Source organism: Paracoccus sphaerophysae (genome assembly GCF_000763805.1).
Taxonomy (GTDB): domain Bacteria; phylum Pseudomonadota; class Alphaproteobacteria; order Rhodobacterales; family Rhodobacteraceae; genus Paracoccus; species Paracoccus sphaerophysae.
In genome coordinates this window covers 1-25,854 of sequence record NZ_JRKS01000006.1, presented here as the reverse complement: position 1 = coordinate 25,854, position 25,854 = coordinate 1, and the positions used below count along the sequence as shown (strand labels likewise).

The window sequence follows — 25,854 nt, the reverse complement described above, 5'->3', positions numbered from 1 at the left end:
TCACCCGAACCAACGGAAGGAAGCCTCATGGCCGACATCAAGGATCCCGAAAACACGATCATCATCGAGCTGAAGGACGGCCCGGTGGTCATCGAACTGCTGCCCGACGTGGCGCCGAAACACGCCGCGCGGATGAAGGAGCTGGCCCGCGCCGGCAAGTATGACGGCGTCGCCTTCCACCGCGTGATCGAGGGCTTCATGGCCCAGACCGGCGACGTGGAACACGGCCGCGAGGGCGGCGACGCGCGGCGCGCGGGCACCGGCGGATCGGACCTGCCTGACCTGCCGGCCGAGTTTTCCAAGCTGCCCCATGCCCGCGGCACGCTGGGGGCGGCGCGGTCGCAGAACCCCAACAGCGCCAACAGCCAGTTCTTCATCAACTTCAAGGACAACGATTTCCTGAACGGGCAGTACACCGTCTATGGGCGGGTGATCTCGGGCATGGAGTTCGTTGACAAGATCGCCCGCGGCGAGCCGCCGGCGAACCCCGATCGCATGATTTCCGTCAAGGTGGCCGCCGATGCGTAAGTTCCTGATCTCCTCTGCCGTCATCTTGTCGGCCGCCGCCGCGCAGGCGCAGGTCGCCGCGCCCTCGGCAACCGACGGCCCCGGCCCCAACATGGTGATCGAGGTCGCCGACGCCGCCGGCCAGCCCAAGGGCAAGATCGTGCTGGACCTGTTCGCCGACAAGGCGCCCAAGCATATCGAGCGGCTGACCGCGCTGGCCAACTCGGGCGCCTATGACGGGGTGGTGTTCCACCGCGTCATCGACGGCTTCATGGCCCAGACCGGCGACGTGCAGCACGGCAAGCATGACGGCGACACTGCGCAGGCCGGCATGGGCGGGTCGGACATGCCCGACCTCGCCGCCGAGTTGAGCGACGTCACCTTCGGCGCCGGTACGGTGGGCATGGCCCGCTCGCAAAGCCTGGACAGCGCCAACAGCCAGTTCTTCATCGACCTGGCGCCGGCGAGCTTCCTGGACGGGCAGTACACCGTCGTCGGCCAGCTGGTCGAAGGCTGGGACGTGCTGAACGCGATCAAGAAGGGCGACCAGGCCGCGAACGGCGCCGTGGACAAGCCCGATTACATGGCGAAGGTCACGATCACCCCGTGACCGGCCGCGACACAAGCGAAAGGCCCGCCATCCCGGCGGGCCTTTTGTGTTTGAAGGGGGTTCCCGGCCGTCAGTCCTTGAAGCTGCGGCTGTCCTTGATCTGGTCCCAGGCCCAGACGACCTCTTGCAGCCGGTCCTCGTCGGACCTGTCTCCGCCGTTCATGTCGGGATGCAGGTCCTTGACCAGCGACTTGTATTGCTTGCGGATCTCCACCTTGGTCCAGCTGTCCTTGGCGTCGAGGATTTCGAGCGCGCGACGCTCGGTCGGGGGCAGCTTGCGGGTGGCGCGGGCGCGCGCCTCGGGGTTGGTGCCGTTGGCGCCGAGGATTTCCAGCGGATCGCTGACCCCGTGGCGCGCCCAGGCCTGTTCCTGCGCGGCGCTGCCGAAGGGACGGGTCGGGCGTTCCCAAACCGTGGCGTTGTCGAGGAATTCCTGGAATTCCGCCTCGGACTGGCCCTGGAAATAGTTCCAGTTGGCGTTGTATTCGCGGACGTGGTCCTTGCAGAACCAGTAATACTCGTCCAGCTGCTTGGGCGACTTGGGCGCCCGGTACTGGCCCGGCTGGGTGCACCCCACCTTGTCGCAGCGACGGGTCGAGGTTTCGAAGGCGCCGGACATGCCGCGCCGCCCCTTGGCCCGGCGCTTCTTGTCCGAGGCCGCCGAGATATCGAATCCGAACGGATCGCTGTTGGTCATGAAAGGCCTGCTTTTCGACTCGGGACCGGAAGTGTAGGGCATTTCAACCGGAGCGAAAGAGGGAGCGGCCACCATGACGCAATTGATCGCCGACGAGATGCGCCACCGACTGGAAGCCCTGGCGCCGACCTGGCTGGAAGTCATCGACGAAAGCCACCTGCACGCCGGCCATGCCGGCGCCCGCCCGGAAGGCCAGACCCATTACCGCGTGAAGATGAGCGCGCAGGCCTTTGCCGACCTGTCGCGGGTCGAGCGGCACCGCCTGGTGATCCGCACCTTGGGCGACATCGTGCCCCGCATCCACGCGCTGGCGCTGGAACTGGCGTCGGACTAGGGGACCGAGGCCAGCCCGGCGGCGAGCAGCGCGAACCACGCCAGCGTCGCGCCCAAGAACAGCGGCTCGGCCAGCCCGAACCAGCGCGGCAACGCCGGCACGACGCCGGTCGCCACCACCCCGGCCAGCGACAGCGCCGCGATCCAGGCCAGCCCGCGAAAAAGCGGCGCATGGGACGGGACCAGTTCGCCCGCGCGCGGCGTGCCGCTGCTGACGGCCTGACAGGCCAGCGTGAAGGTGACCACCGCCTGCGCCAGATGCACCTGCGATTCCGCCGCTCGGGCCGCGGTGCCATCCCCGGTGCGCAAGGCGAACACCCCGGATCCGCAACGCTGCCATCGCCGCGAGGCAGCCCACTGCCAGCCGCGGAAGGCCGCGCCCCGCCATCGCCGCGGCCAACAGGCCCGCCGCGACGATCCCGACGAGGCCATAGGTCATGAACAGCCGCGCCTGCGGACCGTTGGCTTAGGCGCTGACGCGCTGGCGCAGCCATGTGTCGGCCGAGCCGCGCCGGTGCAGGCGCAGGGACAGCGCCAGCGTCGCGCCATGGGCCAGCGCCGACAGGATCGCGAGACCGTGGTTCATGGGCGCCAGCGCAGCACCCCTCACGAGCACGAGGGGCTACACCGCAGTGGTGGCCACGAGAGTATGCTCGCGACATAACCTATAATTAAGAAAAAATCTGCAAAAGGATTAATGATGATGGCTGGGAACGTAACGCTGGATCTAGCCTCGGAAGCGGACTATCCGCGTTTCAGGTCAGAACTTCAGGATGCCTTCGCTATCGCAGTCATTGAAACCTTCGGATCACTGGATGAAGGCCCGATCCCCTCTGACGAAGATGTGGCCTCAACACTGTCTGCTCCAAATGCGATTGCTCATCGCATTCTGGAAGATGGGCAGTGGGTGGGAGGAGCAATCTTGGAGATTGACCCGTCAACGCATCACAACTCCCTCGGCTTTCTCTACATCCGTAAAGACAAGCTCGGTCGTGGGATTGGACGAAAAGCCTGGAAGGCTATCGAAGAGGCTTATCCTGAAACGAAGCTGTGGATCACACACACGCCATGCTTCGAGAAACGGAACATCCATTTCTATGTGAATGTCTGCGGCTTCTGCATCACCGAATACTATCATGGTGGGAACCCTGACCCGCATTTTCATGGCGAAGATGCAGGAGCGGAAACGGACAATGATGAGATGTTTCGTTTTGAAAAGCGGATGGACGTTTCCAGAGGATGAATCCCCCCCTGCCCCCCCCTTTACCGCCCACTCGGGGGCAAGCCCCTTCGCGGGCGATCAGCATACAAAAACTACACAACCCGCCCTTCGGCGGGAGGGGTCGCCAGCCTGCAGCCGAGCCAGCGCCCCGTCAATGCAGCTTGTCAAAGCACCCCGTCGATGCAGGCGCGGCGTTAGCGCCCCCAGTCTTGCCCCGTCCCGGGGCGGAGACTAAGAGCGCGGCAACCATCACCGCGCGAACCACATGCCGCGCAACGCGAGGGATCGCCATGACCGCCACCAAGGATTTCAACGACCGGATGCTTTCGCTGGGCCTCGCCCGCGTCAGCGAGGCCGCCGCCCACGCGTCGGCCCGGCTGATCGGCCGCGGCGACGAAAAGGCGGCCGACCAGGCCGCGGTCAACGCCATGCGCGAACAGCTGAACCTGCTGGACATCAAGGGCGTGGTGGTCATCGGCGAGGGCGAGCGCGACGAGGCACCGATGCTGTATATCGGCGAAGAGGTGGGCTCGGGCGAGGGCCCCGAGGTCGACATCGCGCTGGACCCGCTGGAAGGCACGACGCTGACCGCCAAGGACATGCCGAACGCGCTGACCGTGATCGCGATGGCGCCGCGCGGCACGCTGCTGCACGCGCCCGACGTCTATATGGACAAGCTGGCCGTGGGGCCGGGATATGACAAGGACGTGGTGTCGCTGGACATGACCCCGGCCGAGCGGGTGCACGCGCTGGCCAAGGCCGGCGGGGTGAAGCCCGAGGATATCACCGTGTGCATCCTCGAACGCCCGCGGCACGAGGACATGATTGCCGAGGTCCGCGCCACCGGCGCCGCGATCCGTCTGATCACCGATGGCGACGTGGCCGGCGTCATGCACGTGGCCGAGCCGGACAAGACCGGGATCGACATGTACATGGGCTCGGGCGGCGCGCCCGAGGGGGTGCTGGCGGCCTCGGCGCTGAAATGCATGGGCGGGCAGATCTGGGGCCGGCTGCTGTTTCGCAACGACGACGAACGCGGCCGCGCCGCCAAGGCCGGCATCACCGACCTGAACCGCATCTATTCGCGCGACGAGATGGTGACGGCGGACGTGATCTTCTCGGCCACCGGGGTCACCAACGGCTCGATCGTGCAGGGGCTGCGTCGCGAACCGGGCTTCATCGAGACCGAGACGATCCTGATGCGGTCGAAGACCGGCTCGGTCCGGCGGGTGTTCTATCGCAACCCGATCCGCTGAGGCGTGGGTGCGCCGGCGCCCCGTCACGGCGGCGCCCGCGCAGCTTTCCGCCCCGCGGCACCCCGGCGGCGCCGTTAGCGCAACCGCTCTTCCGTTCGGCGGACGGTCTGTTAAGGGGTCGCCATCCGACCATGACCAGGAGCCGTCCGATGCAGATGACCGACACCGTCAAGAAAATCCTCGCCAATTACGAGGGCGAGAACCCCGGCGTGAAAGGCAATCTGGCCCGGATGCTGATGACCGGAAAGCTGGCCGGCACCGGCAAGATGATCATCCTGCCCGTGGACCAGGGGTTCGAGCATGGCCCGGCACGGTCCTTCGCCAAGAACCCGCTGGGCTATGACCCCCATTACCACTATCAGCTGGCCATCGACGCCGGGCTGAACGCCTACGCCGCGCCGCTGGGCATGATCGAGGCCGGCGCCGACAGCTTCGCCGGCCAGATCCCCACGATCCTCAAGTGCAACTCGGCGAACTCGCTGATGTCGGACACCGCCGGCAAGAACCAGGCGGTGACCGCGACCGTGCAGGACGCGCTGCGGCTGGGCTGCGCGGCCATCGGCTTCACCATCTATCCGGGTTCGGACATGGCGCTGGACATGTTCGAGGAGATCTCCGAGATGCGCGCCGAGGCGGCCTCGGTCGGCATCCCGACGGTGATCTGGTCCTATCCGCGCGGCGAGGCGATCAGCAAGGACGGCGAGACCGCCATCGACATCGCCGCCTATGCGGCGCAGATCGCGGCGCTGCTGGGCGCCCATATCATCAAGATCAAGCTGTCCACCGACCACCTGGAAAACAAGGACGCCAAGAAGGTCTATGAGGACCAGGGGATCGACATCTCGACCCAGGCCAAGCGGGTCGAACACTGCATGCAGGCGGCCTTCGGCGGGCGCCGGATCGTGGTGTTCTCGGGCGGTGCGGCCAAGGGGTCGGACGCGGTCTACGAGGATGCGATCGCTATCCGCGACGGCGGCGGCAACGGCTCGATCATCGGGCGCAACAGCTTCCAGCGCTCGCGCGAGGATGCGCTGGCGATGCTGGGCAAGCTGGTGGACATCTATCTCGGCAAGGCCTGATCGGGCGTTGCAGGAACAGCGGCGGGCGGCGCGGGGCGCCGCCCGTTTCAGTTTGGGGGCTTTGCCCCCTCACCCCCCAGGATATTTGGGCAAAGAAGAAGGCCCGGACGCGGCGGGGTTTTCCTTTCGGCGCGGACTGCCTAGTTAGGCGGAAACCGCGAGGGGATTGCTGATGTCGTTCTTTTCCAAGCTGCGCGAGCGGCTGAGCAAATCGTCCTCGAAGATCGGGAGCGGGCTGGACGAGATCGTCAGCGAAGCCGGTCCGGCGCCGGTTCAACCGGCCCCCTCGGTGCCTGCCCCGGCGGCGCCTGCCCCTCGGCCGACGGCCGAGCCGGCGGCGGAAAGGCCCGGGTTCATGGGGCGCATCTTCGGCTCTGCCGCCCCCGCCGAGCCGCGGCGCGAGCTGGACGACGCGATGCTGGAAGACCTCGAGGACATGCTGATCGCGGCCGACATGGGCACTGACACCGCGCTGCGCGTGACGGCCAACATCGCCGAAGGCCGGATGGGTCGCCGGATCAGCGCCACCGAGCTGAAGCAGGCGTTGGCCGACGAGGTGACGCGGATCATGACCCCCGTCGCCCGGCCGCTGCCGCTGTATCCCAAGAAGCCGCAAGTGGTGCTGGTCGTCGGCGTGAACGGGTCGGGAAAGACTACCACCATCGGCAAGCTGGCCAGCCAGTTCCGCACCGCCGGCAAGTCGGTGGTGATCGCCGCCGGCGACACCTTCCGCGCCGCGGCGGTCGAACAGCTGCAGGTCTGGGGCCAGCGCGCCGGCGTGCCAGTGATGGTCGCGCCGCAGGGGTCCGACCCCGCCAGCCTCGCCTTCGAGGCGATGACCCGGGCCGAGGCCGAGGGCGCCGACCTGCTGCTGATCGACACGGCGGGGCGGTTGCAGAACCGCGCCGACCTGATGGAGGAACTGGCCAAGATCGTCCGCGTGATCCGCAAGAAGGACCCCTCGGCCCCGCACAACACGCTGCTGGTGCTGGATGCGACCACCGGCCAGAACGCGCTGTCCCAGGTCGACACGTTCCGCAAGCTGGCGGATGTGTCGGGGCTGGTGATGACCAAGCTGGACGGCACCGCGCGGGGCGGGGTGCTGGTGGCGCTGGCCGACCGCTTCGGCCTGCCGATCCACGCCATCGGGGTGGGCGAGCAGATCGACGACCTGGATGCCTTCGACGCGCGGGACTTCGCAACGGCTCTGGTGGGGTTGTAAGGGTCGGTCTGCGGCGAGCCCCCCGCCTTGCGGCCGGCGCGTCGAAGTCAGGCCGATTGACGACTGATGACGATGCCCGGTCATTTCCCGGTTTGCCCGACGTTCAGGCAGACCATTCAGACCTTGCGTAACGTGCGTCTTGCGGATCGACACACGATTCCCCGCGCGGTCGCAAATGTGACAGTTTTTGCGCATTTCCCCGGCTGCCCGATGCGTTGACAGAATTCCGTGCATCTGTTTTTCCACCCGCAAGGTTTCGGATCGGGGAGACGCCGGCCGAAGATACCGACGGCACGTTTTCCGAATTTCTCAGGTCGCCGTGGCGCACCATTCTGGATATGCCCATCGCAATGAGCGCGATCGGGGCGCGCAAGTCCTTCAGGCTGCCGGTGCAGCGCGACCGCCATCCGATCACGGGAAAGATGCCCGCCAACCCGGTCGATCTGCGCAATCTCACGAACGCGGCGTTTTTTGGGAATTCTGGAACGCGGCTGCAATGTCGCGCTCATCCGCCACGAAGATGTCACGGCACGCCCGGACGCGGTTCTGGATCGCCTGTGCGCGCTGTTTGCGATCGAGCGCAACCCGGGCGCCCTCGCCTTGCCCGACACGCAGCTGGGCGAGATGACGACCCGCACCATCGAGGGCCCGCGACGCGACGCCACGCCGGTCTTCAGCGACGCCGACCGCGCGTTCGTGCAACGCGCGCTGGACCACGACACCGAGACCCGGCTGGGCTATCGCTTTGCCGCCTGAGCCCGGCTGTCGGAAAGCGCAGCGACAGGCGCGGGGTCGGCCGCCTGGCCCGGGTCGTGTCAGACCCCGAGCCGGGTCAGAAAGCCGCGCAGATCGGGCTGGTCGGCAACCGCCCGTGCGGCGAACAGGGTCGCCTGGCTGGCGTGGATCAGCGCATCGGGCAGGATCTTCAGATGGTTGGCGCGCAGCGTCTCGCCCGACGAGGTGATGTCGGCGATCGCCTCGGCGGTCAGATTGGCGACGGTGCCCTCGGTCGCGCCCTGGCTGTCGACCAGCTGATAGTCGGCGACCTCATGGGCGGACAGGAAGGCGCGGACCAGCCGGTGGTATTTCGTGGCGATGCGCAGCCGCATCCCGTGCGCGGCGCGAAAATCGCGGGCGATGACGGCAAAGTCGTCCAGCGTCTCGCAGTCGCGCCAGCAGGCGGGCACGGCCAGCACGAGGTCGGCGTGGCCGAAGCCCATCGGCGCGATCTCGACCACGTCCGAGCGCCAGCCGGCGAGCTTTTCGCGCACCAGGTCGGACCCGGTCACGCCCAGCTGGATGCGCCCCGCGGCCAGCTCGCGCGGGATTTCCGCAGCCGACAGCAGCACCAGCTGGACGCCCTCGGCGCCCGCGACGGTGCCGGCATATTCGCGGTCCGACCCGCTGCGGGCCAGCGTCACGCCATGCGCGGCGAACCAGGCGAAGGTCTGGTCCATCAGCCGGCCCTTGGAAGGCACCCCGAGCTTCAGCATAGCGCCGCCACCAGTCCCGGGCGGATGATCCCGCCGACGGCGGGGATCGCGCGACCTTGCCCCCCACCCGCGCCCTGCCCCAGCACCGCGGTCAGCGCGTCATAGCGCCCGCCCGAGGCGACCGGCGGCCAGTCGGGGTTCGCGGCGGAGATGAAGGAGAACGTCATCCCGTCGTAATACTCCATCGTCCGCCGCCCGTGGCTGGCGTCGAAGCGGACCCGGGCAGGGTCGATGCCGCGGGCGGCGATGGCGGCGATGCGCGCCGCCAGCCGGTCCACCGCCTCGGCGATCGCGGGCATGTGCTCGGCCAGCACACTCAGCTCGTCCAGTGCCCCCGGCGCCGGACCGGCGATGGAAAACAGCCGGTGCAGGCGCTCGCGCCAGATCGTGGGCAGCACCGGCTCGTGCGCGTCGGCCTGAAGCCGGGCGATGCGGGCGTGCATCTCGTCGCGCGAGCGCTGCCCGGTCCACGGGGCGCCGTTGACGGCAAACTGGCGTGGCGCGGCGGGGTGGGAAAACCGGTCGAGCATCCGCTCGAACCGCGCCGGCCGCCAGATGTGATGGGCCAGCGCAGCGCGGCGCGCGTCCGACAGCGGCAGCCCCGCCACCGCGTCCAGCAGCAGGTCCATGTCGCCCATCGTGGCGTCCAGGTTCAGCGGGGCGAGGATGCCGTGGAACAGCGCGAACAGCTCGGCATCGGCGTCGGGATCGCGGCTGAACAGCTCGAACCCCGCCTGCAGGTATTCGTTGTCGCGCGGGTGATCGGGGCGGGTATCGCCCTGATCCTGCTTGCGAAAGACCTCGCCCAGATAGCAGTAGCGCGCGGGCTCGGCGCCGCCCGCCATATGCATCTGCACCACCGGGACGGTGAAATCGGGGCGCAGCATCACCTCGCCGCGGACCGGATCGGTGGTCACATAGGCGCGGGCGCGGATGTCCTCGCCATACAGGTCCAGCAGCGTCTCGGCCGGCAGCAGGATGTCGGGCGCGACCTCGACCGCGCCTGCGGCGAGGAAGGCGTCGAGGATGCGGCGCCCGTGCGCATGCTGTGCCGTCCGGGGGATCATCGCGACAGGATTTCCGTGACCGTCTCGACCAGGGCCTCGCGCGGGCATTCGACCTGCGCGGGCTGCGATTTCCATTCCTCGACCGACGCCTGGGTGGCGATGCGGGCACCGAGGACGAGGTCCTTGACCTGCAGGACGCCCCGCGCCGCCTCGTCCGCGCCCTGGATGATCGCCACCGGAGCGCCGCGCTTGTCGGCATATTTCAACTGGTTGCCGAAGTTCTTCGGGTTGCCGAGATAGACCTCGGCGCGGATGCCGGCGGCGCGCAGCTCGGCCGCCATCGCGTGGTAATCGGCCATGCGGTCGCGGTCCATGACGGTGACGACCACCGGGCCCTGCGCCTCGGCCCCGGCCACTCCCTTTTCGCGCAGCGCGGCCAGCAGGCGGTCGACGCCGATCGACACGCCCGTGGCCGGCACCTTCTGTCCGGTGAAGCGTTCCACCAGGTCGTCATAGCGCCCGCCCCCAGCGACGCTGCCGAACTGGCGCTTGCGGCCCTTTTCATCAAGGATTTCAAAGGTCAGCTCGGCCTCGAAGACCGGGCCTGTGTAATAGCCGAGGCCGCGCACGACCGACGGGTCGACGACCACGCGGTCGGGGCCATAGCCCATCGCGGCCAGCATCCCGGCGATCTGGGACAGTTCGTCGATCCCCTCGGCACCAAGGCTCGAGCCCCCCACGGCCGCGCCCAGATTGGCCAGGGTGGCGGCGTTGTCCGCCCCTTTCGAGGTCAGGAAGGCCAGCACCGGCCCCACCTGGTCGTCGGCGAGCCCCACGCCCGCGATCACCGCGCCGCTGTCGTCGGTGCGGCCCGTGGTCAGCAGCTGGCGCACGCCGGCCTCGCCGAACTTGTCGAACTTGTCGACCTGGCGCAGCACGTCGGCGGCCTGAGCCTCGGCCACCCGCGCGGCCTCGAGCACGCCGTTCAGCACCTTGCGGTTGTTGACGCGCACCAGGTAGTCGCCACGCTCGATCCCGGCGGCCTCGAGCGCATCGGCCAGCATGGCGATGATCTCGGCATCCGCGGCAACCGAAGCCGCGCCGACCGTGTCCGCATCGCATTGATAGAACTGGCGAAACCGCCCCGGCCCCGGCTTTTCGTTGCGCCAGACCGGCCCCATCGCGTAGCGCCGGTAGGGCGAAGGCAAATCGTTGCGATACTGCGCCGCCACCCGCGCCAGGGGCGCGGTCAGGTCATAGCGCAGCGCCAGCCAGTCGCCCGAGCCGCCGCCGGGCACCGCTTCCTCCTGCCAGGCGAAGACGCCGGCATTGGGCCGGTCGACGTCGGGCAGGAACCTGCCCAGCGCCTCGACCGTCTCGACACCCGAGGTTTCCAGCGCGTCGAAGCCGTGGCGATGATAGACTTGGGCGATGCGGTCCAGCATCGTCTGGCGCGCGGTCACCTCAGCGCCGAAATAGTCGCGGAAGCCCTTGGGCGTCTCGGCCCTGGGGCGGCGGGGTTTCAAGTCCTTGGCCATCGGTCTATCCGTGAAATGCCGGGATCGCTTAGCGGAAGGGACGGGGATGGACAAGTTGCAGGCGCTGGAAGAACGCATGGCGCATTTGCAGCGCATGATGGACGACCTGTCCGACGTGGTCGCGCGGCAGGACGCCGAGATCCGGCGGCTGGGCCGCCACGTGGGCCTGCTGATGGAGCGCGAGGCCACCCGCGAGGCGGCGGACGGAGAGATCCCGCTGGCCGACCAGCGGCCGCCGCATTGGTGAGCGGGGGGCTTGGCGGGGGTTACGGCGGTTTCCCGGTCGGGCCCCACCATCGCGGTCCACCGGACCATGGCGGGCTGCCGTGGATGGGATGATCTGACACGGCGCGCAGCCCCGCTGGGGGCGGGGAGCTAAGCGCCTTGACCGCCCAGTGGGCACTAACGTCCGGATACCTCCGGCGCGCACGCGTGAGGGGGCAGAGATACGTCAGCGAGGGGTTATCCGCCCGCGTTCAAACGCCAGCGCGCCGGCACGCAGGTCGCGGCAATGCCGTGGGCACGGTTCTTGCCGCGGCGGGACCCGATCGGCCGGTGTAACCGCCGGGTGGTTGCTGACGACAGCAATTCCTGCCCGATCGGGTCGAGGAGCGCAGGGTGGATCGGGGGGCATGGCAGGACCTGCCTGCGTCGTGCCCGCCAGACCTCGCGTGACCCGCGCCGCAGGACCGTGCGCCCGCTCTCGCCGCAGCGCGGGACGCCGGGCGACTGCGCTGATCGTTCGGCGCGCGCCTCATGACGGAATCTCTGCCTCGCGGGTCGCGGGCGCGGAGTGGGGTGAGCGGGTGGGGTGCAGTCGGACGAGCGCGAGGGATGCAGCGGTGTCCAACCCCGGTCCAGCCGCCAGCGCCCGCACGAGCGGCGCCGAGGCGCCGAGGACGCCTTCCGGTCGCCGCCCGGATCTGCGTGGTCGGCCGCCGGCGGGGACGCGTGTGTGAGGAACTCCAGCCCGCTTTGCAGCCAAGTGGCGCAGAAGGGGGAGCGGCGCCCGGGACGAGGTGGCGCCCCACCCTCAGCCCGCCGCCAGCGCCGGCATGCACAGCACCGCCGCACCGGGGAAGCCTTTCGGCCGCGCCCCGTCGCCCCCGAGGGACCGGGAACACCACCGGCGCCTGCAAAACGACGCTCCCCGTGCCACCGCCAGCACCCCGGCATTGTCTCAACGGCGTCGCGTCACCGTTCGGCGGGACCCAGCCGGCTGCCTGGCATTGCGCCCGAGAAGACGCCGCGCGGCTCGTCGTCACGCGCGGCGGACAGTGGCGGGCGGCGGGTGAAGGCGGGGGGGGCGGTCGCGCCGGCGGATTGGGGATCGAAGCCCGGCTCGTCGTAATCGTCGACCCGAGCGGCCTGCTGCGCCGCGGCGTGGGCCGCGTCATCCTCGGCGCCGTCGGGCCAATCCTCGGCGGGCGGCGCCATGGGCTCGGACGGCGCAGACGAGGCGCGCAACGGTTGTGCACCCTGCCCCCCGGCCGGGGACGCCACGCCGGCGTGGTTCGTCCCTTCCGCAGCGGCACCTGCTCCTGCCGTCGGTCCCGGCGAAGCGGGGACAACAGCGGCCACCGGCGCGCCGCGTGCAGCCTCCGTCGCATTTGCGTTCGCTCCGGCGGTCGGGACTCCCGCAGCACCGCTCGGTCGCGGCGCGGCGGCGGCCGACGCGGGCCTCGCAGCCGGCGGCGCGTCGTGAGATGCCGTAAAAGGCCTGTGCTGGGCTGGGGCCGGGGTGATCGCGCGGCGGAACACCAGCACGTTGTGATAGACGGTGGTCCGGCTGGTCAGGCCGCTGCGTTCCTCGCAGGGCAGCGTCTCGGCGCGGACATATTCCCAGCCATTCGCCGCCATCCGGTTCATCTCGGTCAGCAGCGCATAGCTGAAGCGCTCGGCCCCGGTGCGGGCGCCGCGGACCTTCTCGCCGCGCGCGGGCGCCGGGATCACGGTGTATTCGTAAAACTGCACGCCGACCTCCTGTGGCTGTCCGCCTGCAGATAAGGCATCGGCCACCCGCAGACCAGAGCCAGGGGCTTCACGCGTGATCCCCGGCAAGCGACGCGATTTCAGCGCAGACCCGTCGTGACGCGACCCGCCGTTCCTGCGACGCCGGGCGCAGCCACTCGCGCCCGGCTTGTCAGCGCCCCGACACGATCCTGGCGCAGCCCCGGTCGCGTCTGCCGCGCCGCGACCCGACGCCCGCCCCCCGCACCGGCAAACGACGGCTGCCCCCGGCGACCCGTGGCGGGGTGACGGCCGACGTGCCGCTCAGGCGCCGATGGCCAGCCGTTCGGCCTGCAACGATTCCTGCGGGTCGCGCAGCACATAGCCGCGGCCCCAGACGGTCTCGATGTGATTGTCGCCCGCCAGCGCCTCGGAGAGCTTCTTGCGCAGCTTGCAGATGAACACGTCGATGATCTTGAGTTCGGGTTCGTCCATGCCGCCATACAGGTGGTTCAGGAACATTTCCTTGGTCAGCGTGGTGCCCTTGCGCAGGCTCAGCAGCTCCAGGATCTGGTATTCCTTGCCGGTGAGGTTCACCGCCTTGCCATCGACCTCGACCGAGCGGGCGTCGATGTTGACCACCATGCGGCCGGTGCGGATCACCGCCTGGCTGTGGCCCTTGGAACGGCGGATGATGGCCTGGATGCGGGCGATCAGTTCCTCGCGGTGGAACGGCTTGGTCATGTAGTCGTCGGCGCCGAAGCCGAAGCCGCGCAGCTTGACCTCGGTATCGTCCGACCCGGTCAGGATCAGGATCGGCGTGTCGATGCGCGACAGGCGGATCTGGCGCAGAACCTCCATCCCGTTCATGTCCGGCAGATCCAGATCCAGCAGGATCAGGTCGTAGTCATAGAGCTTTGCGAGATCGACTCCCTCTTCCCCCATGTCGGTGAGGTAGACATTGAAGTTCGCGTGGCTCAGCATCAGTTCGATACTGCGCGCCGTCGTCGCGTCGTCCTCAACCAGCAAAATCCGCATCTTGGTCCCCTTGCGTTCCGCCTTCTCCCCCGACCTATGCAGCCAAATGGTTAATTTCCGGTTACCTCGCAAGGACAAAAACCACCTTGGGTTGATCTATGCGCGGAATTTCTGGATCGCCTTGACCTTCAGCGCGTCTGTCCCGTGCTGCGACACCGCGACGATCCAGCCCACCAGTTCCTCTTCGGTCAGGGCATAGCGTTCGATCGCATCGTCGCGGCTGAGCAGCCCATGTTCGATCGCCCGGACCACCACCGCCTTGCGCCGCGCGACCCATCTTTCCTGGCCCGAGGGCAGGTCGGCCATCGTCAGGATGCTGCCGTCGGGCAGCGTGACCGTGCGGGGGCCGGGGGTCTTGCGGACAAACATGGGGCATTCCTCGTCGCGTCTTGCCAGGCTGTTCTGCCACAGCGGCCTTAAGGTGCGGTGAACCGCCAATCTGGGGGCCGGTTGAAAACCGTAGCATTTTTGATATATCGTCAGACACTGCGCCCGGCGGATCCACCGCCCCGCGCGTCTCGTTTCTGGACCCTCGCCCGTGACCCTGCATGATCCGCGCCCCGCGGCGCCAACCCTCAATTCGCTGGGCTTCGCCCGCACCGCAGCCGAAACCCGCGTGGTCGTTGCCATGTCGGGCGGCGTGGACAGCTCGGTCGTCGCGGCGATGCTGAAGGCCGAGGGCTATGACGTGGTCGGCGTCACGCTGCAGCTCTACGATCACGGCGCGGCGCTGAAGAAGAAGGGCGCCTGCTGCGCCGGGCAGGACATCCATGACGCCCGCCGCGTGGCCGAGCGCATCGGGATCCCGCATTATGTCCTCGATTACGAGAACCGCTTCCGCGAATCGGTGATCGAGGAATTCGCCGACGCCTATCTGGCCGGCGCGACCCCGGTGCCCTGCATCCGCTGCAACGAGCGGGTCAAGTTCCGCGACCTGCTGCAGACCGCGCGCGAGCTGGACGCCGACTGCATGGCGACCGGGCACTATATCCGCCGGCTCGACGGCCCGGCGGGGGCCGAGCTGCACATGGCGGCCGATCCGGCCCGCGACCAGAGCTATTTCCTGTTCTCGACCACCCAGGAGCAGCTGGACTTCCTGCGCTTTCCGCTCGGCGGTCTGGCCAGCAAGGCCGAGACCCGGGCGCTCGCGGCCGAATACGGGCTGGTCGTGGCCGACAAGCCCGACAGTCAGGACATCTGCTTCGTCCCCGAGGGCAACTATGCCGCGGTAATCGAAAAGCTGCGGCCGGGCGCGGCGGAACCCGGCGACATCGTCGATCTGGCAGGCAACGTCTTGGGCCGGCATCGCGGGGTGATCCACTACACGATTGGCCAGCGCCGCGGGCTGGGCATCGGAGGCCTGGGCGATCCGCTGCATGTCGTGCGGCTGGACCCCGATTCGCGCCACGTGGTTGTCGGCCCGCGCGAGGCGCTGGCGACGCGGACGGTCCCGGTGGCCGAGGTCAACTGGCTTGGCGGCGGCGACTTCGCCTCTGCCGGGGAACGCGATATCACGGTGCGAATCCGCTCGACACGGCCCCCCGCCCCTGCGATCCTGCGCCCGACCGGCCCGACCACGGCGACGGTCGAACTGGCCGCGGCCGAAGAGGGCGTCAGCCCCGGCCAGGCCTGCGTCTTTTACGAGGCCGGCTCGACCCGGGTGCTGGGCGGCGGCTGGATCACCATGACGGAGTCTCGCCGATGACCGATCTCGCCGATATCGAACTGACCATGAATGACGGCCGGGCCGCGGCGCTGGCCGACTGGCGCGGCAAGGTCGTGCTGCTGGTCAACGTCGCTTCGAAATGCGGCCTGACCGGGCAGTATGAGGGCATCGAGGCGCTGTACCGCGCCCGCAAGGATGCCGGCCTGGTGGTGCTGGGCGTGCCGGCCAACGACTTCAAGCAGCAAGAGCCGGGCAGCGACGCCGAGATCCTCGACTTCTGCCGCACGACCTATGACGTCAGTTTTCCTTTGGCCGCCAAGACCAGCGTGGCGGGCGAGGGCAAGCACCCGCTTTACGCTGCCCTGACCAGCGCCATTCCCACAGCCGAGGGCGACGGCCCCTGGCGCGAGCGGCTGGCGGGGTACGGCATTGCCGTCAACCCGGCCCCCGAGGTGCAGTGGAATTTCGAGAAATTCCTGATCGGCCGGGACGGCAGGGTGATCGCCCGCTTCGCCCCCGACGTCGCCGCCGACGACCCCCGCCTGACCGCCGCGATCGACACGGCGCTGGCTCAGCCGGCCCCCGCGGCCTGACACCTTCGCCGTGGCCGCGCGGCTCTTCTGGATCGGGCGGTCCCAAATATCCCGGGGTCCGGGGCAGCGCCCCGATCCGGCGCCGCTGCACAACTTTCGGATCGCATGGTGCCGGCTGAGGGATTTGAACCCCCGACCCCCTGATTACAAATCAGACGCTCTACCACTGAGCTAAGCCGGCGCTGCGCCTTCAGATACGCGCGCCACAGCCCCCGCGCAAGCGCGCTGCTAGCCGCGGCCCGGGCGGCCCAGGTTGGTGCGCGCCAGCAGCGCAACGGCTACCAGCCCGACCCCCATGACCAGCAGCGCGGCGGGGGCGGCGTTGCCCAGGTCCTCAAGACTGGCCTTCTCGTGGACGCGGGTGGCCAGGGTTTCATAGTTGAACGGGCGCAGAAGCAGGGTCGCGGGCAGCTCCTTCGAGCAGTCGACGAAGACCAGCAGCAGCGCCGAGGCGACCGATCCCTTCATCAGCGGCACATACAGGTCGCGCAGCACCCCGCCCGCGTCGCGGCCCAGCGACTGCGCGGCCATCGGCAGCGAGGGCGGCACGCGCGTGAAGGCCGCATCCAGCGCCCCCTGCCCCAGGGCAAAGAAGCGCACGACATAGGCCACGACGATGGCAAAGCCGGTGCCGGTCAGGACCAGGCCGGGGTCGTGGCCGGTCACCCGCAGCACCAGGTCTGCGAGGCGATGATCCAGCGCCGCCAGCGGGAAGAGGATCCCCACGGCCAGCACCGCCCCCGGCGCGGCATAGCCGATGGTGGTCACCGGCAGCATCAGCCGCGGCAGGCGCAGCCCGGTCAGGCGCACGCCATAGACCATGAACATCGCCGCCAGCACGGTGACGACGGCGGCGCCTCCGCCCAGCGTCAGGGTGTGGATCAGCGCGCGGCCCAGGCCCGGCCCGAACCAGCCCTGCGGATAGGCCAGCGCATATTGCCCGATGACCGCCACCGGCAACACGAACCCCACCGCGAAGGGCAGCACGCAGGCCAGCGTCGCAAGCCACCCTTGCCAGCCGCGCAGGCGGGTGCGGGTGACGGGCCGGGGGTGGCGGGCGCTTTGATGATAGCGGGCGCTGCGCCGGCCGGCCCGCTCCATCAGCATCAGCGCCGCGACGAGGGCCAGGATGACCAGCGCGATCTGGGCGGCGCCGCCGGCGTTCTGGCCCTCGAGCCAGGTCGTGAAGATGCCGGTGTTCAGGGTCTGGACGCCGAAATAGCTGACGACGCCGTAATCGGCCACCGCCTCCATCATCGCGATGGCCGCGCCCGCGACGATGGCCGGGCGTGCCAGCGGCAGGCCGACGCGGCGGAACAGGCCCCAGCCGCCGGTGCCCAGCGCGCGCGCGGCCTCGTAGGCCGAGGCGGACTGTTCCAGCCACGCCGCCCGCGCCAGCAGATAGACATAGGGATACAGCGACGCCGCCAGCACCGTCACCGCCGCCTCGAGCGACCGGATGTCCGGGAACCAGTAGTCGCGGGCCGATTCCCACCCCATCACCGCCCGCAGCCAGGTCTGCACCGGGCCGGAATAGTCCAGGAAATCGGCCATCGCATAGGCGCCGATATAGGCCGGCACCGCCAGCGGCAGCAGCAGCAGCCACTCCAACGCCCGGCGGCCGGGGAACTGGAACATGGTGACCAGCCAGGCCGCCCCCGCCCCGGTCGCCGCCGCCAGAGCCCCGGTCCCCGCCGCCAGCATCACCGTGTTCGAGAAATAGCGCGGCAGCGTGGTCGAGATCAGATGCGGCCAGATGTTGTCGGTCGGGTTCAGCGCCATGACCGCGACCGCAATCACCGGCGCCAGCACCAGCGCGGCGATGACCAGCGCCCCGGCCGACCAGGCAAGGCCCGCGCCGTGGCGCAGGTCCTGCATCGCGCGGCGCGGCGCGGCGGGGGCAGTCTGGGCGTCGGACATCGGCAAGTCCCTGCGGGGTGCGCGTCCGGGCTAGCGCAAAGCGGTTTGACTGTCCACGCGGCGCCGCTAAGTTGCCGGGCGTGGTTCCACCGGACCCGCCTCGTCATTCTGCCACCCCTTGGCGCCCGCCCGGCGCGATCCCGGGCGGTCATCAGCGAAGGGAAGACCGATGCAGGTCGCCATCCATTTCGGCACTCACGGCACCGAGCCCGAGCGGATGATCCGCACCCTGATGGAAAACCGCGACTGGCTGCTGGGCAATGGCGTCGAGGTGGTGCCGCCGGGCCGCTACAAGGGCGTGCTGGACGAATCGCTGAGCTCGCTCAAGGGCGGGGACGCGCCGCCCGAGATGGAAGAGGTGATCTACGACGCGCTGATGGAATCGGACAACGTGCGCCGGATGGTCATCAGCCAGGCCTCGCTGATCGGGACGCCGCCGCGCTGCATCGGTCCGGGGGGGCTGTTTCCCTTCTCCGGCCCGAGGATGCGATCGGTGGCCGGGCTGTTCCCCTCGGCCGAGGTCGAGGTCTCGCTGGCGATCCAGAACCCGGCCCTGCAGGTGCCGCACCTGATCTCGCGCATCAACGAGCCCTACGACAGGGTGATGGCCGGAATCGACCCGCGATCGTTGCGCTGGGGGCCGGCGATGCTGCGCATCGTCGAGGCGATGCAGGGCCGCCGGGTGATCGTCTGGTGTTACGAGGACACGCCGCTGATCTGGCCCGAGGCGGTGCGCCGCATCGCCACCATGCCGACCGACGTGCCGCTGAAATCCGGGCTGGCGGTCTTGGGCGATCTTCTGGCGCCCGAGGGCATGACCGAACTGCGCGACGCGCTGACCAATGCCGGCCGGCTGACCACCGAGGCCCGGCGGTCGATCTTTGCCGCCGTGCTGGGCCGCCACGCCCGGCCCGAGGCGATTTCGGAAACCGTGCCCCTGCCCGGCTGGACCCAGGACCTGGTCGACGAGATGACCGACGCCTACGAGGAAGACGTGGCGATGATCGCCGCGCTGCCGGGGGTGGAGTTCCTGGCGCCCTGAGTTTTGCGCGGAGCGCGCGTCGGCGCGGGGCGCGAGCGGATGTTGGCGTTTCACGGATAGTTGCAGCGGCCGGGGCCGATCACGCGGGGGCGACAAGCGTCGCCAGCGTAGGCGAGGGCGGATCACCTCCGCAGCGTGTAGGCGTCGACCGCCGCCTCTCGATCCGCGTCGCACGCTCGGGCACGTCGCATCCGGCTCATCAGCCGCGCCAACAACCGGTTTCGCGGCCTGCGTCCGGGCCCCCCGCCGGGGCTCACATCCCCAGCGCGGCCTTGTACATCTCGAGGATCGCCTCTTCCTCGGCGACGTCGTCCTTGTCGCGCTTGCGCAGCGCGATCACCTTGCGCATCACCTTGGTGTCATAGCCGCGGGCCTTGGCCTCGGCCATCAACTCCTTCTGGCGCTCGGCGATGTCCTTCTTTTCGGCGTCGAGCTGCTCGAACTGCTCGATGAACTGGCGCAGCTCTCCGGCTGCGATGCCATAGGCCTGATCGTCGCTCATGGATGTCCCCCGGGGCGTGCTTGATGCGTGAGCGGCCGCAATAGGCCGTCTTGCCGGGCGGCGCAATCGCCGCTAGGCCGCTATCCACAGGCGGGCGCGGGCAGGACGAGGACGGGCGATGACGGTGTGGGATCTGCTGATCTGGGGCGGCGCGGTGCTGACCGCCGTGGGGCTGGCCGGGATCGTCTGGTGCATCGTCGCGGTGGCCCGCGCCAAGCGCTCGGCGCTGGATGACGGCGCGATGCGCGACACCATGCAGCGGGTCGTCGCGATCAACATGGGGGCGCTGGCCGCGTCGATGCTGGGGCTGATGGCGGTCGTGCTGGGGATCATGCTGGGCCGCTGATCGTTTGCGCGCGGGCCGTTGACATACGGTTAATCGAATATATCTTCGGCCCATCTTTCCGCCATTCGAGAGGACCGCGCGTGCCGACTGACTGGATCCTGGGCCTGATCGGAGGCGCGCTGATCGGCCTCGCCGCCGCCGTGTTCCTGCTGGGCATGGGCCGCATCATGGGCGCGAGCGGGCTGATCGCCGGCGTCATCGACCCCGGCGCGCGGGGGACGCCGTGGCTGGAACGGGCGTTGTTCGTTCTCGGGCTGGTCGGCATGCCCGCGTTGCTGGTGGCGCTTGGCGCCGGGCATGGCAGCGCGCCGGTGGTCGGCTGGCCGGCCCTGGTCGTGGCCGGGCTGCTGGTCGGGTTCGGCTCGCGGCTGGCCAATGGCTGCACCTCGGGGCACGGGGTCGGCGGCGTCTCGCGGCTCGCGCCACGGGGGATCGCGGCCACGGCGACCTATATGGGCTTTGGCGTGGTGGGCGTGCTGGTGGCGCGGCTGCTGGGGCTCGCGCCATGAGCGGGCTGCGACTCGTCCTTCCCCTGCTGGTCGGTGCGCTGTTCGGCGCCGCGCTGCTGCTGTCGGGGATGACCGATCCGGCCAAGGTGCGCGGGTTCCTGGACGTCTTCGGGGCGTGGGATCCGACGCTCGCCTTCGTCATGGGCGGCGCAGTGGCGGTCATGGCGGTCGGCTGGCGGGTGGCGGGGCGCTTCACCCGCGCGGCCACCGGCGAGCCCCTGCCCGGCCGGCCCGAGACGCGCATCGACAGCCGGCTGTTCCTCGGCTCGGCGATGTTCGGGCTGGGCTGGGGGATCGCCGGCTATTGCCCGGGCCCCGCCGCGGCTTCGGCGCTGATCGCGCCCTGGCCGTTCCTGATCTTCCTTGCCGCGATGCTGGCCGGCATGGCCGCCGTCAGGCTGGTCCGGTGAGGGCGCTGGTCCAGCGCGTGGCCGAGGCCGAGGTCACGGTCGCCGGCCGCAGCACCGGCCGCATCGGGCCGGGGCTGCTGGTGCTGGTCTGCGCGATGCAGGGCGACGACGCCGCGGCGGCCGAAAAGCTGGTCGCCAGGGTGACCAAGCTGCGCATCTTCCGCGACGCGGCCGACAAGATGAACCTGTCGGTGCTGGACATCGGCGGCGCGGTGCTGGTGGTCAGCCAGTTCACCTTGGCCGCAGACACCCGCACCGGCAACCGCCCCGGCTTTTCCACCGCCGCGCCCCCGGGCGAGGGCGAGCGGCTGTATCTGCATTTCGCCCAGGCGCTGCGCGATCTTGGCTTGCCGGTCGAGACGGGCGAATTCGGCGCCGACATGCGGGTGGCGCTGGTCAATGACGGGCCGGTGACGATCTGGATGGACAGCGCGGACCGCAGCTGAAGGGGGCTGTCTGCCCCTCGCCGCCCGTGGCCGGGCGGCTCACCCCCGAGGATATTTGCAACCGCCCGAAGCCCTTCAGGCGCCGGTCAGGGCGCGGATGACGCGCTCCAGCGACACCGGCGGGGCGCGTTCAGGGGCGATCTTCGGGGCAGCGGTCAGGGCGTTGCTTGTGTCGTAGGCGTTGGCCGAGGTTTCCTTCGCCAGCGCCTGCCACGACAGCGGCATCGCGACCTTGGCCCCGGGCCGGGCGCGGACGGAAAACGGAGAGATCGCCGTGGCTTGCGGCTCATTCCTCAGCCAGTCGATGAAGATCTTGCCCTCGCGTTTCGCCTTGGACATGACGGCGACGTAGCGGTCCGGCTGCTCGCTGGCCAGCAGATGCGCGAAGGTGCGGGCGAACAGCTTGACGGTGTCCCAGCTGGCGGTGCGCTTGAGGTCGGCCACGACGTGGATCCCCTTGCCGCCGGTGACCATCGGCCAGGTCGGCATCCCCAGCGCCGCCAGACGGTCGCGGAGGTCCTCGGCGGCGGCGCGCACCTCGGCAAAGCCCAGCCCCTCGTCGGGGTCGAGGTCGAAGACCAGCCGGTCCGGCCGGTCGGTGCGGTCGCGCCGCGTGCCGCGGATGTGGTATTCGACGACGCCCATCTGCGCCCCGGCCACCAGCCCGCTGGCGGCGTTGACGTAGATCGCGGGCTCTTCCTCGCCGGCGACCGGGGTCGTCTTCATCTGCACGGGAAACCCCCTGCCCGCGTGTTTCTGGAAGAACTGCTGGCCCCCCAGCCCCTCGGGCAGCCGGACCAGCGACAGCGGTCGGTCGGCGCAATGCGGCAGCATCAGCGGCGCGATCGCCTCGTAATAGGCCGCGAGATCGCCCTTGGTGACGCCGCAATCCGGGAACACCACCCGGTCCGCATTGGTGATCGTGACCCCCGCGATCTTGCGGCTGTCGCCCTTGCCGGCGCGATCCACGCGGACGACCGGGGTAGGGGCGGGCGGAGCGGTCGGCGGCATCTTGTCCTCGCGCAGTCCCTGAAAGCTCGCATGGCGCAGGATACCGTCCGAGGTTTCCTCGGCATACCGGATTTCCGCCATCAGGGCGGGCTCGATCCACGTCACCCCCCGCGAGTCGGCGCGAGACACCTTGGCCGCAGCCGTCTTGCGCACCAGCGGCGCCATGCGGGCGGCAAGGTCCGCCTGCGTCGCGGTGGAAAACCCGGTGCCCACGCGCCCGCGATAGCGCCAGCCCTCGCCCTCGGGGCTGGCCAGCAGCAGCGAGGCGAAGGGCCGGCCGGGGCTGTCGGACTTCGTCCAGCCGATGATCGCGAAGGCGGTGCGGCGGTCGCACTTGATCTTGCGCCAGCTGTCCCCGCGACCGGCGCGATAGGTCGAGCCGGCGCGCTTGCTGACGATCCCCTCGCCTCCCGCCGCGCAGATCGCCGCCAGCGCGGTGGCCCCGTCCCCCGGCAGCGCGACGGACAACTGGATCAGCCCCAGCGGTGGCACATCTGCGAGCAGTTCCTCCAGCGCCGCCCGCCGCTCGGTCAGGGGCCGGGCACGCAGGTTCCGGCCGTCCAGTTCCAGCAGGTCGAAGGCGACATAGCCGAACGGGCCGCCATCGGTGATCGCCTGCTGCAGCGCCGAAAACCCTTGCGCGCCGGCGCCGGCGACGATCTCTCCGTCGATCAGGGCGGAGCGGGCGGGCAGGTCGGCCAGCGCCGGCACCAGCGGCGCAAAGCGGTCGGTCCAGTCCAGCCCGTTGCGGGTGCGGATGACCGGGCCGCCCCTGCCCAGATGGACCATGCCGCGATAACCGTCGATCTTCAGCTCGTGCAGCCAGTCGTCGCCCTCGGGCGGGTCCGACACCAGCTTGGCCAGCATCGGCTCGGCCGGTTTCGGCAGCGCCAGCGGATAGGCGGGACCGGGCGGCACAGGGGCCGCGTCCGCGGCGATGGCTGCGAAATCGCGGCCGGTCCCGATGCTGGTCGTATAGCGGGCGACCGGGTCGGGCTGATGGGCGGCGGCGTCCTCGGCCTTGACCATCAGCCAGTTCTCGGCCCGGTCGGAGGGCTTACCCTTGATCCGGACCAGGTCCCACAGCCCGGTCAGCCGGCGCCCATACAGCTGAAACCGCAGATGCCCCTTGCCGAGGCCGTACTCCACGTCATCCAGCGGCCGCCAGTGGCCGAGATCCCACAGCATCACCGTCCCCGCGCCGTACTGGCCCTTGGGGATCACGCCCTCGAAGGTCAGATAGGGCAGCGGATGATCCTCGGTCCGAACCGCCAGCCGCTTGTCGGCGGGGTCGAGCGAGGGGCCGCGGGTCACCGCCCAGCTGAGCAGCACGCCGTCCCATTCCAGCCGCAGATCCCAGTGCAGGCGGGTCGCGTCGTGGTTCTGCATCGAATAGCGCAGCGCCCCGGCGGACGGGGCGCCGGCGTCGAACGGCTCGGGCGTCGCGGCGCGGTCGCGCTTGGCGTGATAGGTGGCGAGCCGCGACACTCAGCCGGCCTTGCGCGCGGTCCGCTTGGCGGGGGCCTTGGCCGGGGCCTCGGCGGGGGCATCGGCGGCTTCCGCCTTGCTGGCCCGGGGCTTGGCCGCGGGCTGGGCGGCGGACTTGTCGGCCGCGCTGCCGCCCGAGGCCTTCAGGCTGTCCTTCAGCGCCTGCATCAGGTCGACCACGTTGTCGGCCGAGGGCCGCTCGCCCCCCGCCGTCACCCGCGGCGCGCGGCCCTTGCGCTTGTCCTCGATCAGCTGGCGCAGCGACTTGTCGTAATTGTCCGTGAATGCCGCCGCATCGAACGGCGCGGTCTTCTTCTCGATCAGCGCGGTCGCCACAGCCAGCAGGTCGGGATCGGCCTCGTCGTCTTCGATGGTGTTGAAGAGCGGGTCGGCGTCCTTGATCTCGTCGGCGTAGAACAGCGTTTCCATCAGCAGTCCGTCGCCGCAGGGTCGCACCGCGCACAGATGTTCGCGCCCGTGCAGCGTCAGCTGGCCGATGCCGGTCTTTTGCGACTTGCGCAGCGCATCGCGGACCACCCGATAGGCATCCTCGGCCAGGTCGTCCGACGGCACGATGTAATAGGGCTGGTCGTAATACAGCGGGGAAATCTCGTTGGTGCCGACGAATTGCACCAGCTCAAAGGTCTTTTTCGTTTCCAGCTTGATCGCGTCGATCTCGTCGGGCTGGATCAGCAGGTATTCGTTGTCGCCCAGCGCATAGCCCTTGAGGATGTCGTCGGACGAGACCTTGCCCACGCCCGGGACGGTCTTTTCGTAGTTCACCGGCTTGCCGGTGGGGCCGTGGATCTGGCGAAAGCTGACGCGGCGGCCGGACTTGGTGGCGGTGTGGATCTCGATCGGGATCGAGACCAGCGACAGTCTCAGCTGTCCCTTCCAGATTGCGCGCGATGCCATGCCCGTCCCCCCTGCAGCGACGGGTCAACGCCGGCTGCCGGCCGCGGGTTTCAAGGCGGGGGTCAGATGTCGAGCGATTCCTCGGCCTTGTCGGCCAGCGCCTCGGCGCGGGCGGCGAGTTCGGCCAGCGCTTCGCCGATGCCGGCGGGGATCACCGGCACCTCGACCTTTTGCGGATTGGCCTTGAGCCGGGCGAGTTCGCGTTCCGCCGACCCGGCCCGGTCTTCCAGCGCCGAGGTGCGGTCGGCGAGCATCAGCCCGGCCAGCAGCAGCAGGCGCGGCTCGGGCATCCGCCCGGCCTGGTCAAGGATGGCGCGGGCCTCGGCGTCCAGCAGGCCGGCGGCGCGTTTCAGCAGCCGCTCCTCGCCCTCCTGGCAGGACAGGGTGTAGTCCTTGTGGCCGATGGTGAAATCGACGGTCGGCATCAGCGGCGCTCCTCCTCGTCGTCGGAACCGGTGTCCGCGTCGTCGTCATAGACGCCGCCGAACAGCGGCGCACCGCTGGCGGGGGTGTCTTCGGGCAGGGTGTCGGGGGTCGACAGCAGGGCCTCGTCCGGCTCGTCCTCGGGTAGCGGGTCCTCGTCGCGGATGACGGTCAGGTCGGGGCGCGGCTCGGGGGCCGGTTCCGGTGCTGCGGCAGGCGCGGCAGCGGGCTTGCGGGCGCGGGCGGAACGTCCGGCGGTCGAATGGCTGCGCGGGGTGGTGGTCACCCCCAGCATCCGGTCCAGCGCGTCGAGGATCTCGCTCATCTGCGCGATCTCGGCGGCGCGGGCGGCGCGCAGCGATTCCACCTCGGCCTCGAGCGCCTGCAGCGTCGCCTGGTCGGCCCCGGTGCCGCTGTCGGCGGCCTCGATCAGCGCCCGGTTGGCGCGGGCGAGATCGTCGTTGGCGGCGGCGAGACGGGCGGCCTGTTCGCCGGCGCTGGCCAGCCGCTCATGCGCCTCGGCTAGCCGCATCTGCATCGCTTCCAGCGTCGCGGCCTGGCGGTCGTGCAGCGCGGCGATCTCGAGCGAGACGTCGCCGCTGGCCTCCGGGGGCGGTGCGGGCGTCGGGGG

General features: G+C 69.6%; 30 protein-coding genes and 1 tRNA gene. 16 read left to right on the top strand and 15 right to left on the bottom strand.

Going from position 1 to position 25,854, the window contains the following annotated elements; genetic code table 11:
• Positions 1–27 precede the first annotated feature (27 nt).
• Positions 28–528, top strand: coding sequence for a peptidylprolyl isomerase (locus tag IC63_RS03405; RefSeq protein WP_036716933.1), 501 nt, complete (start codon positions 28–30; stop codon positions 526–528).
• A complete protein-coding gene (locus IC63_RS03400) occupies positions 521–1,117 on the top strand; it encodes a peptidylprolyl isomerase (RefSeq protein ID WP_036716932.1) in 597 nt (198 codons plus the stop codon). The genes IC63_RS03405 and IC63_RS03400 overlap by 8 nt, the downstream gene beginning before the upstream one ends.
• A gap of 70 nt (positions 1,118–1,187) precedes the next feature.
• Here IC63_RS03400 and IC63_RS03395 read toward each other — a convergent pair whose 3' ends face one another.
• On the bottom strand, positions 1,188–1,814 hold the full coding sequence (locus IC63_RS03395; protein WP_036716931.1) for a DnaJ domain-containing protein: 627 nt from the start codon (positions 1,812–1,814) through the stop codon (positions 1,188–1,190).
• 73 nt (positions 1,815–1,887) lie between these two features.
• Between IC63_RS03395 and IC63_RS03390 the strand changes: the two genes are divergently transcribed.
• Positions 1,888–2,148 carry a BolA family protein gene (locus IC63_RS03390; RefSeq protein WP_198026236.1) on the top strand — a complete coding sequence of 87 codons (261 nt, stop codon included), beginning with the start codon at positions 1,888–1,890 and terminating at the stop codon, positions 2,146–2,148.
• Here the strand turns inward: IC63_RS03390 and IC63_RS03385 are convergent.
• The gene (locus tag IC63_RS03385) at positions 2,145–2,465 is read right to left on the bottom strand and encodes a hypothetical protein (RefSeq protein WP_036716930.1); all 321 of its coding nucleotides are present in this window, start codon (positions 2,463–2,465) and stop codon (positions 2,145–2,147) included. The genes IC63_RS03390 and IC63_RS03385 overlap by 4 nt on opposite strands.
• Before the next feature lie 382 nt (positions 2,466–2,847).
• Between IC63_RS03385 and IC63_RS17275 the strand changes: the two genes are divergently transcribed.
• The 5 genes from IC63_RS17275 to IC63_RS03365 all read left to right on the top strand — a co-directional run bounded on the left by IC63_RS17275 (position 2,848) and on the right by IC63_RS03365 (position 7,682).
• Positions 2,848–3,390, top strand: a complete 543-nt coding sequence (locus tag IC63_RS17275) for a GNAT family N-acetyltransferase (RefSeq protein ID WP_198026235.1) — start codon at positions 2,848–2,850, stop codon at positions 3,388–3,390.
• Between the two features lie 269 nt (positions 3,391–3,659).
• The gene (gene glpX / locus IC63_RS03380; protein ID WP_036716929.1) at positions 3,660–4,625 is read left to right on the top strand and encodes a class II fructose-bisphosphatase; all 966 of its coding nucleotides are present in this window, start codon (positions 3,660–3,662) and stop codon (positions 4,623–4,625) included.
• A gap of 149 nt (positions 4,626–4,774) precedes the next feature.
• Positions 4,775–5,704, top strand: coding sequence for a class I fructose-bisphosphate aldolase (locus IC63_RS03375; RefSeq protein ID WP_036716928.1), 930 nt, complete (start codon positions 4,775–4,777; stop codon positions 5,702–5,704).
• Positions 5,705–5,876: 172 nt separating this feature from the next.
• The gene (gene ftsY / locus IC63_RS03370; protein ID WP_036716927.1) at positions 5,877–6,926 is read left to right on the top strand and encodes a signal recognition particle-docking protein FtsY; all 1,050 of its coding nucleotides are present in this window, start codon (positions 5,877–5,879) and stop codon (positions 6,924–6,926) included.
• 471 nt (positions 6,927–7,397) lie between these two features.
• Positions 7,398–7,682: a hypothetical protein gene (locus IC63_RS03365; RefSeq protein WP_036716926.1), complete on the top strand. Its 285-nt coding sequence runs from the start codon at positions 7,398–7,400 to the stop codon at positions 7,680–7,682.
• 59 nt (positions 7,683–7,741) lie between these two features.
• Here IC63_RS03365 and hisG read toward each other — a convergent pair whose 3' ends face one another.
• The 3 genes from hisG to hisS are packed head-to-tail and all read right to left on the bottom strand — an operon-like array spanning position 7,742 to position 10,964.
• Complete coding sequence (hisG, locus tag IC63_RS03360; RefSeq protein ID WP_036716925.1) at positions 7,742–8,419, bottom strand: ATP phosphoribosyltransferase; 678 nt, start codon at positions 8,417–8,419, stop codon at positions 7,742–7,744.
• A complete protein-coding gene (locus tag IC63_RS03355; protein ID WP_036716924.1) occupies positions 8,413–9,486 on the bottom strand; it encodes an ATP phosphoribosyltransferase regulatory subunit in 1,074 nt (357 codons plus the stop codon). The genes hisG and IC63_RS03355 overlap by 7 nt, the downstream gene beginning before the upstream one ends.
• The gene (gene hisS, locus IC63_RS03350; protein ID WP_036716923.1) at positions 9,483–10,964 is read right to left on the bottom strand and encodes a histidine--tRNA ligase; all 1,482 of its coding nucleotides are present in this window, start codon (positions 10,962–10,964) and stop codon (positions 9,483–9,485) included. Before hisS ends, IC63_RS03355 begins: the two co-directional genes overlap by 4 nt.
• 46 nt (positions 10,965–11,010) lie before the next feature.
• Here hisS and IC63_RS03345 point away from each other — a divergent pair, with 46 nt between their 5' ends.
• Positions 11,011–11,211, top strand: a complete 201-nt coding sequence (locus IC63_RS03345; protein ID WP_036716922.1) for a SlyX family protein — start codon at positions 11,011–11,013, stop codon at positions 11,209–11,211.
• 947 nt (positions 11,212–12,158) lie between these two features.
• On the opposite strand, the gene IC63_RS19165 is transcribed toward IC63_RS03345, so the two are convergent.
• From IC63_RS19165 to sciP, 3 genes are all read right to left on the bottom strand, one after another.
• Complete coding sequence (locus IC63_RS19165; RefSeq protein ID WP_332257719.1) at positions 12,159–12,938, bottom strand: hypothetical protein; 780 nt, start codon at positions 12,936–12,938, stop codon at positions 12,159–12,161.
• A 300-nt stretch (positions 12,939–13,238) separates the two neighbouring features.
• Positions 13,239–13,952 (bottom strand): response regulator transcription factor CtrA, encoded by a 714-nt coding sequence (ctrA, locus tag IC63_RS03335; protein ID WP_036716921.1) that lies wholly within the window; start codon positions 13,950–13,952, stop codon positions 13,239–13,241.
• A 96-nt stretch (positions 13,953–14,048) separates the two neighbouring features.
• On the bottom strand, positions 14,049–14,321 hold the full coding sequence (gene sciP / locus IC63_RS03330; RefSeq protein WP_036716920.1) for a CtrA inhibitor SciP: 273 nt from the start codon (positions 14,319–14,321) through the stop codon (positions 14,049–14,051).
• A gap of 169 nt (positions 14,322–14,490) precedes the next feature.
• On the opposite strand from sciP, the gene mnmA reads away from it, so the two are divergent.
• Together mnmA and IC63_RS03320 are read left to right on the top strand one after the other, a co-directional pair.
• The gene (gene mnmA, locus IC63_RS03325) at positions 14,491–15,657 is read left to right on the top strand and encodes a tRNA 2-thiouridine(34) synthase MnmA (protein WP_052041842.1); all 1,167 of its coding nucleotides are present in this window, start codon (positions 14,491–14,493) and stop codon (positions 15,655–15,657) included.
• Positions 15,654–16,211, top strand: coding sequence for a glutathione peroxidase (locus IC63_RS03320; protein ID WP_036716919.1), 558 nt, complete (start codon positions 15,654–15,656; stop codon positions 16,209–16,211). Before mnmA ends, IC63_RS03320 begins: the two co-directional genes overlap by 4 nt.
• Before the next feature lie 106 nt (positions 16,212–16,317).
• Here the strand turns inward: IC63_RS03320 and IC63_RS03315 are convergent.
• A tRNA-Thr gene (locus IC63_RS03315) sits at positions 16,318–16,392 on the bottom strand.
• Positions 16,393–16,439: 47 nt separating this feature from the next.
• Positions 16,440–18,089: an ABC transporter permease gene (locus tag IC63_RS03310; RefSeq protein WP_052041850.1), complete on the bottom strand. Its 1,650-nt coding sequence runs from the start codon at positions 18,087–18,089 to the stop codon at positions 16,440–16,442.
• Between the two features lie 211 nt (positions 18,090–18,300).
• Here IC63_RS03310 and IC63_RS03305 point away from each other — a divergent pair, with 211 nt between their 5' ends.
• Entirely contained in the window at positions 18,301–19,173 is an 873-nt protein-coding gene (locus IC63_RS03305; protein ID WP_036716917.1) for a hypothetical protein, read from the top strand.
• A gap of 253 nt (positions 19,174–19,426) precedes the next feature.
• Here IC63_RS03305 and IC63_RS03300 read toward each other — a convergent pair whose 3' ends face one another.
• The gene (locus tag IC63_RS03300) at positions 19,427–19,675 is read right to left on the bottom strand and encodes a DUF2312 domain-containing protein (RefSeq protein WP_036716916.1); all 249 of its coding nucleotides are present in this window, start codon (positions 19,673–19,675) and stop codon (positions 19,427–19,429) included.
• A gap of 118 nt (positions 19,676–19,793) precedes the next feature.
• On the opposite strand from IC63_RS03300, the gene IC63_RS03295 reads away from it, so the two are divergent.
• The 4 genes from IC63_RS03295 to dtd all read left to right on the top strand — a co-directional run bounded on the left by IC63_RS03295 (position 19,794) and on the right by dtd (position 21,386).
• Positions 19,794–20,021 (top strand): hypothetical protein, encoded by a 228-nt coding sequence (locus IC63_RS03295; protein WP_198026234.1) that lies wholly within the window; start codon positions 19,794–19,796, stop codon positions 20,019–20,021.
• An 80-nt stretch (positions 20,022–20,101) separates the two neighbouring features.
• Positions 20,102–20,530, top strand: coding sequence for a YeeE/YedE family protein (locus IC63_RS03290; RefSeq protein ID WP_036716915.1), 429 nt, complete (start codon positions 20,102–20,104; stop codon positions 20,528–20,530).
• A complete protein-coding gene (locus IC63_RS03285; RefSeq protein WP_036716914.1) occupies positions 20,527–20,940 on the top strand; it encodes a DUF6691 family protein in 414 nt (137 codons plus the stop codon). Before IC63_RS03290 ends, IC63_RS03285 begins: the two co-directional genes overlap by 4 nt.
• Complete coding sequence (dtd, locus tag IC63_RS03280) at positions 20,937–21,386, top strand: D-aminoacyl-tRNA deacylase (RefSeq protein WP_036716913.1); 450 nt, start codon at positions 20,937–20,939, stop codon at positions 21,384–21,386. The genes IC63_RS03285 and dtd overlap by 4 nt, the downstream gene beginning before the upstream one ends.
• Positions 21,387–21,461: 75 nt before the next feature.
• Here dtd and ligD read toward each other — a convergent pair whose 3' ends face one another.
• The 4 genes from ligD to IC63_RS18365 all read right to left on the bottom strand — a co-directional run.
• The gene (ligD, locus tag IC63_RS03275) at positions 21,462–23,885 is read right to left on the bottom strand and encodes a DNA ligase D (RefSeq protein ID WP_036716912.1); all 2,424 of its coding nucleotides are present in this window, start codon (positions 23,883–23,885) and stop codon (positions 21,462–21,464) included.
• Positions 23,886–24,800, bottom strand: coding sequence for a non-homologous end joining protein Ku (gene ku, locus IC63_RS03270; RefSeq protein ID WP_036716911.1), 915 nt, complete (start codon positions 24,798–24,800; stop codon positions 23,886–23,888).
• A 62-nt stretch (positions 24,801–24,862) separates the two neighbouring features.
• On the bottom strand, positions 24,863–25,225 hold the full coding sequence (locus tag IC63_RS03265; RefSeq protein ID WP_036716910.1) for a cell division protein ZapA: 363 nt from the start codon (positions 25,223–25,225) through the stop codon (positions 24,863–24,865).
• On the bottom strand, positions 25,225–25,854 hold a 630-nt coding region (locus IC63_RS18365; RefSeq protein ID WP_052041841.1), incomplete at its 5' end, for a hypothetical protein. The genes IC63_RS18365 and IC63_RS03265, both read right to left, overlap by 1 nt.

What these genes read in the sequence shown, in the direction of transcription:
- IC63_RS03405 (WP_036716933.1), top strand. Translation starts at nt 28, where the DNA reads ATGGCCGACATCAAGGATCCCGAAAACACGATCATCATCGAGCTGAAG.
- IC63_RS03400 (WP_036716932.1), top strand. Translation starts at nt 521, where the DNA reads ATGCGTAAGTTCCTGATCTCCTCTGCCGTCATCTTGTCGGCCGCCGCC.
- IC63_RS03395 (WP_036716931.1), bottom strand. Translation starts at nt 1,814, where the DNA reads ATGACCAACAGCGATCCGTTCGGATTCGATATCTCGGCGGCCTCGGAC.
- IC63_RS03390 (WP_198026236.1), top strand. Translation starts at nt 1,888, where the DNA reads ATGACGCAATTGATCGCCGACGAGATGCGCCACCGACTGGAAGCCCTG.
- IC63_RS17275 (WP_198026235.1), top strand. Translation starts at nt 2,848, where the DNA reads ATGATGGCTGGGAACGTAACGCTGGATCTAGCCTCGGAAGCGGACTAT.
- glpX (WP_036716929.1), top strand. Translation starts at nt 3,660, where the DNA reads ATGACCGCCACCAAGGATTTCAACGACCGGATGCTTTCGCTGGGCCTC.
- IC63_RS03375 (WP_036716928.1), top strand. Translation starts at nt 4,775, where the DNA reads ATGCAGATGACCGACACCGTCAAGAAAATCCTCGCCAATTACGAGGGC.
- ftsY (WP_036716927.1), top strand. Translation starts at nt 5,877, where the DNA reads ATGTCGTTCTTTTCCAAGCTGCGCGAGCGGCTGAGCAAATCGTCCTCG.
- hisG (WP_036716925.1), bottom strand. Translation starts at nt 8,419, where the DNA reads ATGCTGAAGCTCGGGGTGCCTTCCAAGGGCCGGCTGATGGACCAGACC.
- IC63_RS03355 (WP_036716924.1), bottom strand. Translation starts at nt 9,486, where the DNA reads ATGATCCCCCGGACGGCACAGCATGCGCACGGGCGCCGCATCCTCGAC.
- hisS (WP_036716923.1), bottom strand. Translation starts at nt 10,964, where the DNA reads ATGGCCAAGGACTTGAAACCCCGCCGCCCCAGGGCCGAGACGCCCAAG.
- IC63_RS03345 (WP_036716922.1), top strand. Translation starts at nt 11,011, where the DNA reads ATGGACAAGTTGCAGGCGCTGGAAGAACGCATGGCGCATTTGCAGCGC.
- ctrA (WP_036716921.1), bottom strand. Translation starts at nt 13,952, where the DNA reads ATGCGGATTTTGCTGGTTGAGGACGACGCGACGACGGCGCGCAGTATC.
- sciP (WP_036716920.1), bottom strand. Translation starts at nt 14,321, where the DNA reads ATGTTTGTCCGCAAGACCCCCGGCCCCCGCACGGTCACGCTGCCCGAC.
- IC63_RS03320 (WP_036716919.1), top strand. Translation starts at nt 15,654, where the DNA reads ATGACCGATCTCGCCGATATCGAACTGACCATGAATGACGGCCGGGCC.
- IC63_RS03310 (WP_052041850.1), bottom strand. Translation starts at nt 18,089, where the DNA reads ATGCAGGACCTGCGCCACGGCGCGGGCCTTGCCTGGTCGGCCGGGGCG.
- IC63_RS03305 (WP_036716917.1), top strand. Translation starts at nt 18,301, where the DNA reads ATGCAGGTCGCCATCCATTTCGGCACTCACGGCACCGAGCCCGAGCGG.
- IC63_RS03300 (WP_036716916.1), bottom strand. Translation starts at nt 19,675, where the DNA reads ATGAGCGACGATCAGGCCTATGGCATCGCAGCCGGAGAGCTGCGCCAG.
- IC63_RS03295 (WP_198026234.1), top strand. Translation starts at nt 19,794, where the DNA reads ATGACGGTGTGGGATCTGCTGATCTGGGGCGGCGCGGTGCTGACCGCC.
- IC63_RS03285 (WP_036716914.1), top strand. Translation starts at nt 20,527, where the DNA reads ATGAGCGGGCTGCGACTCGTCCTTCCCCTGCTGGTCGGTGCGCTGTTC.
- ku (WP_036716911.1), bottom strand. Translation starts at nt 24,800, where the DNA reads ATGGCATCGCGCGCAATCTGGAAGGGACAGCTGAGACTGTCGCTGGTC.
- IC63_RS03265 (WP_036716910.1), bottom strand. Translation starts at nt 25,225, where the DNA reads ATGCCGACCGTCGATTTCACCATCGGCCACAAGGACTACACCCTGTCC.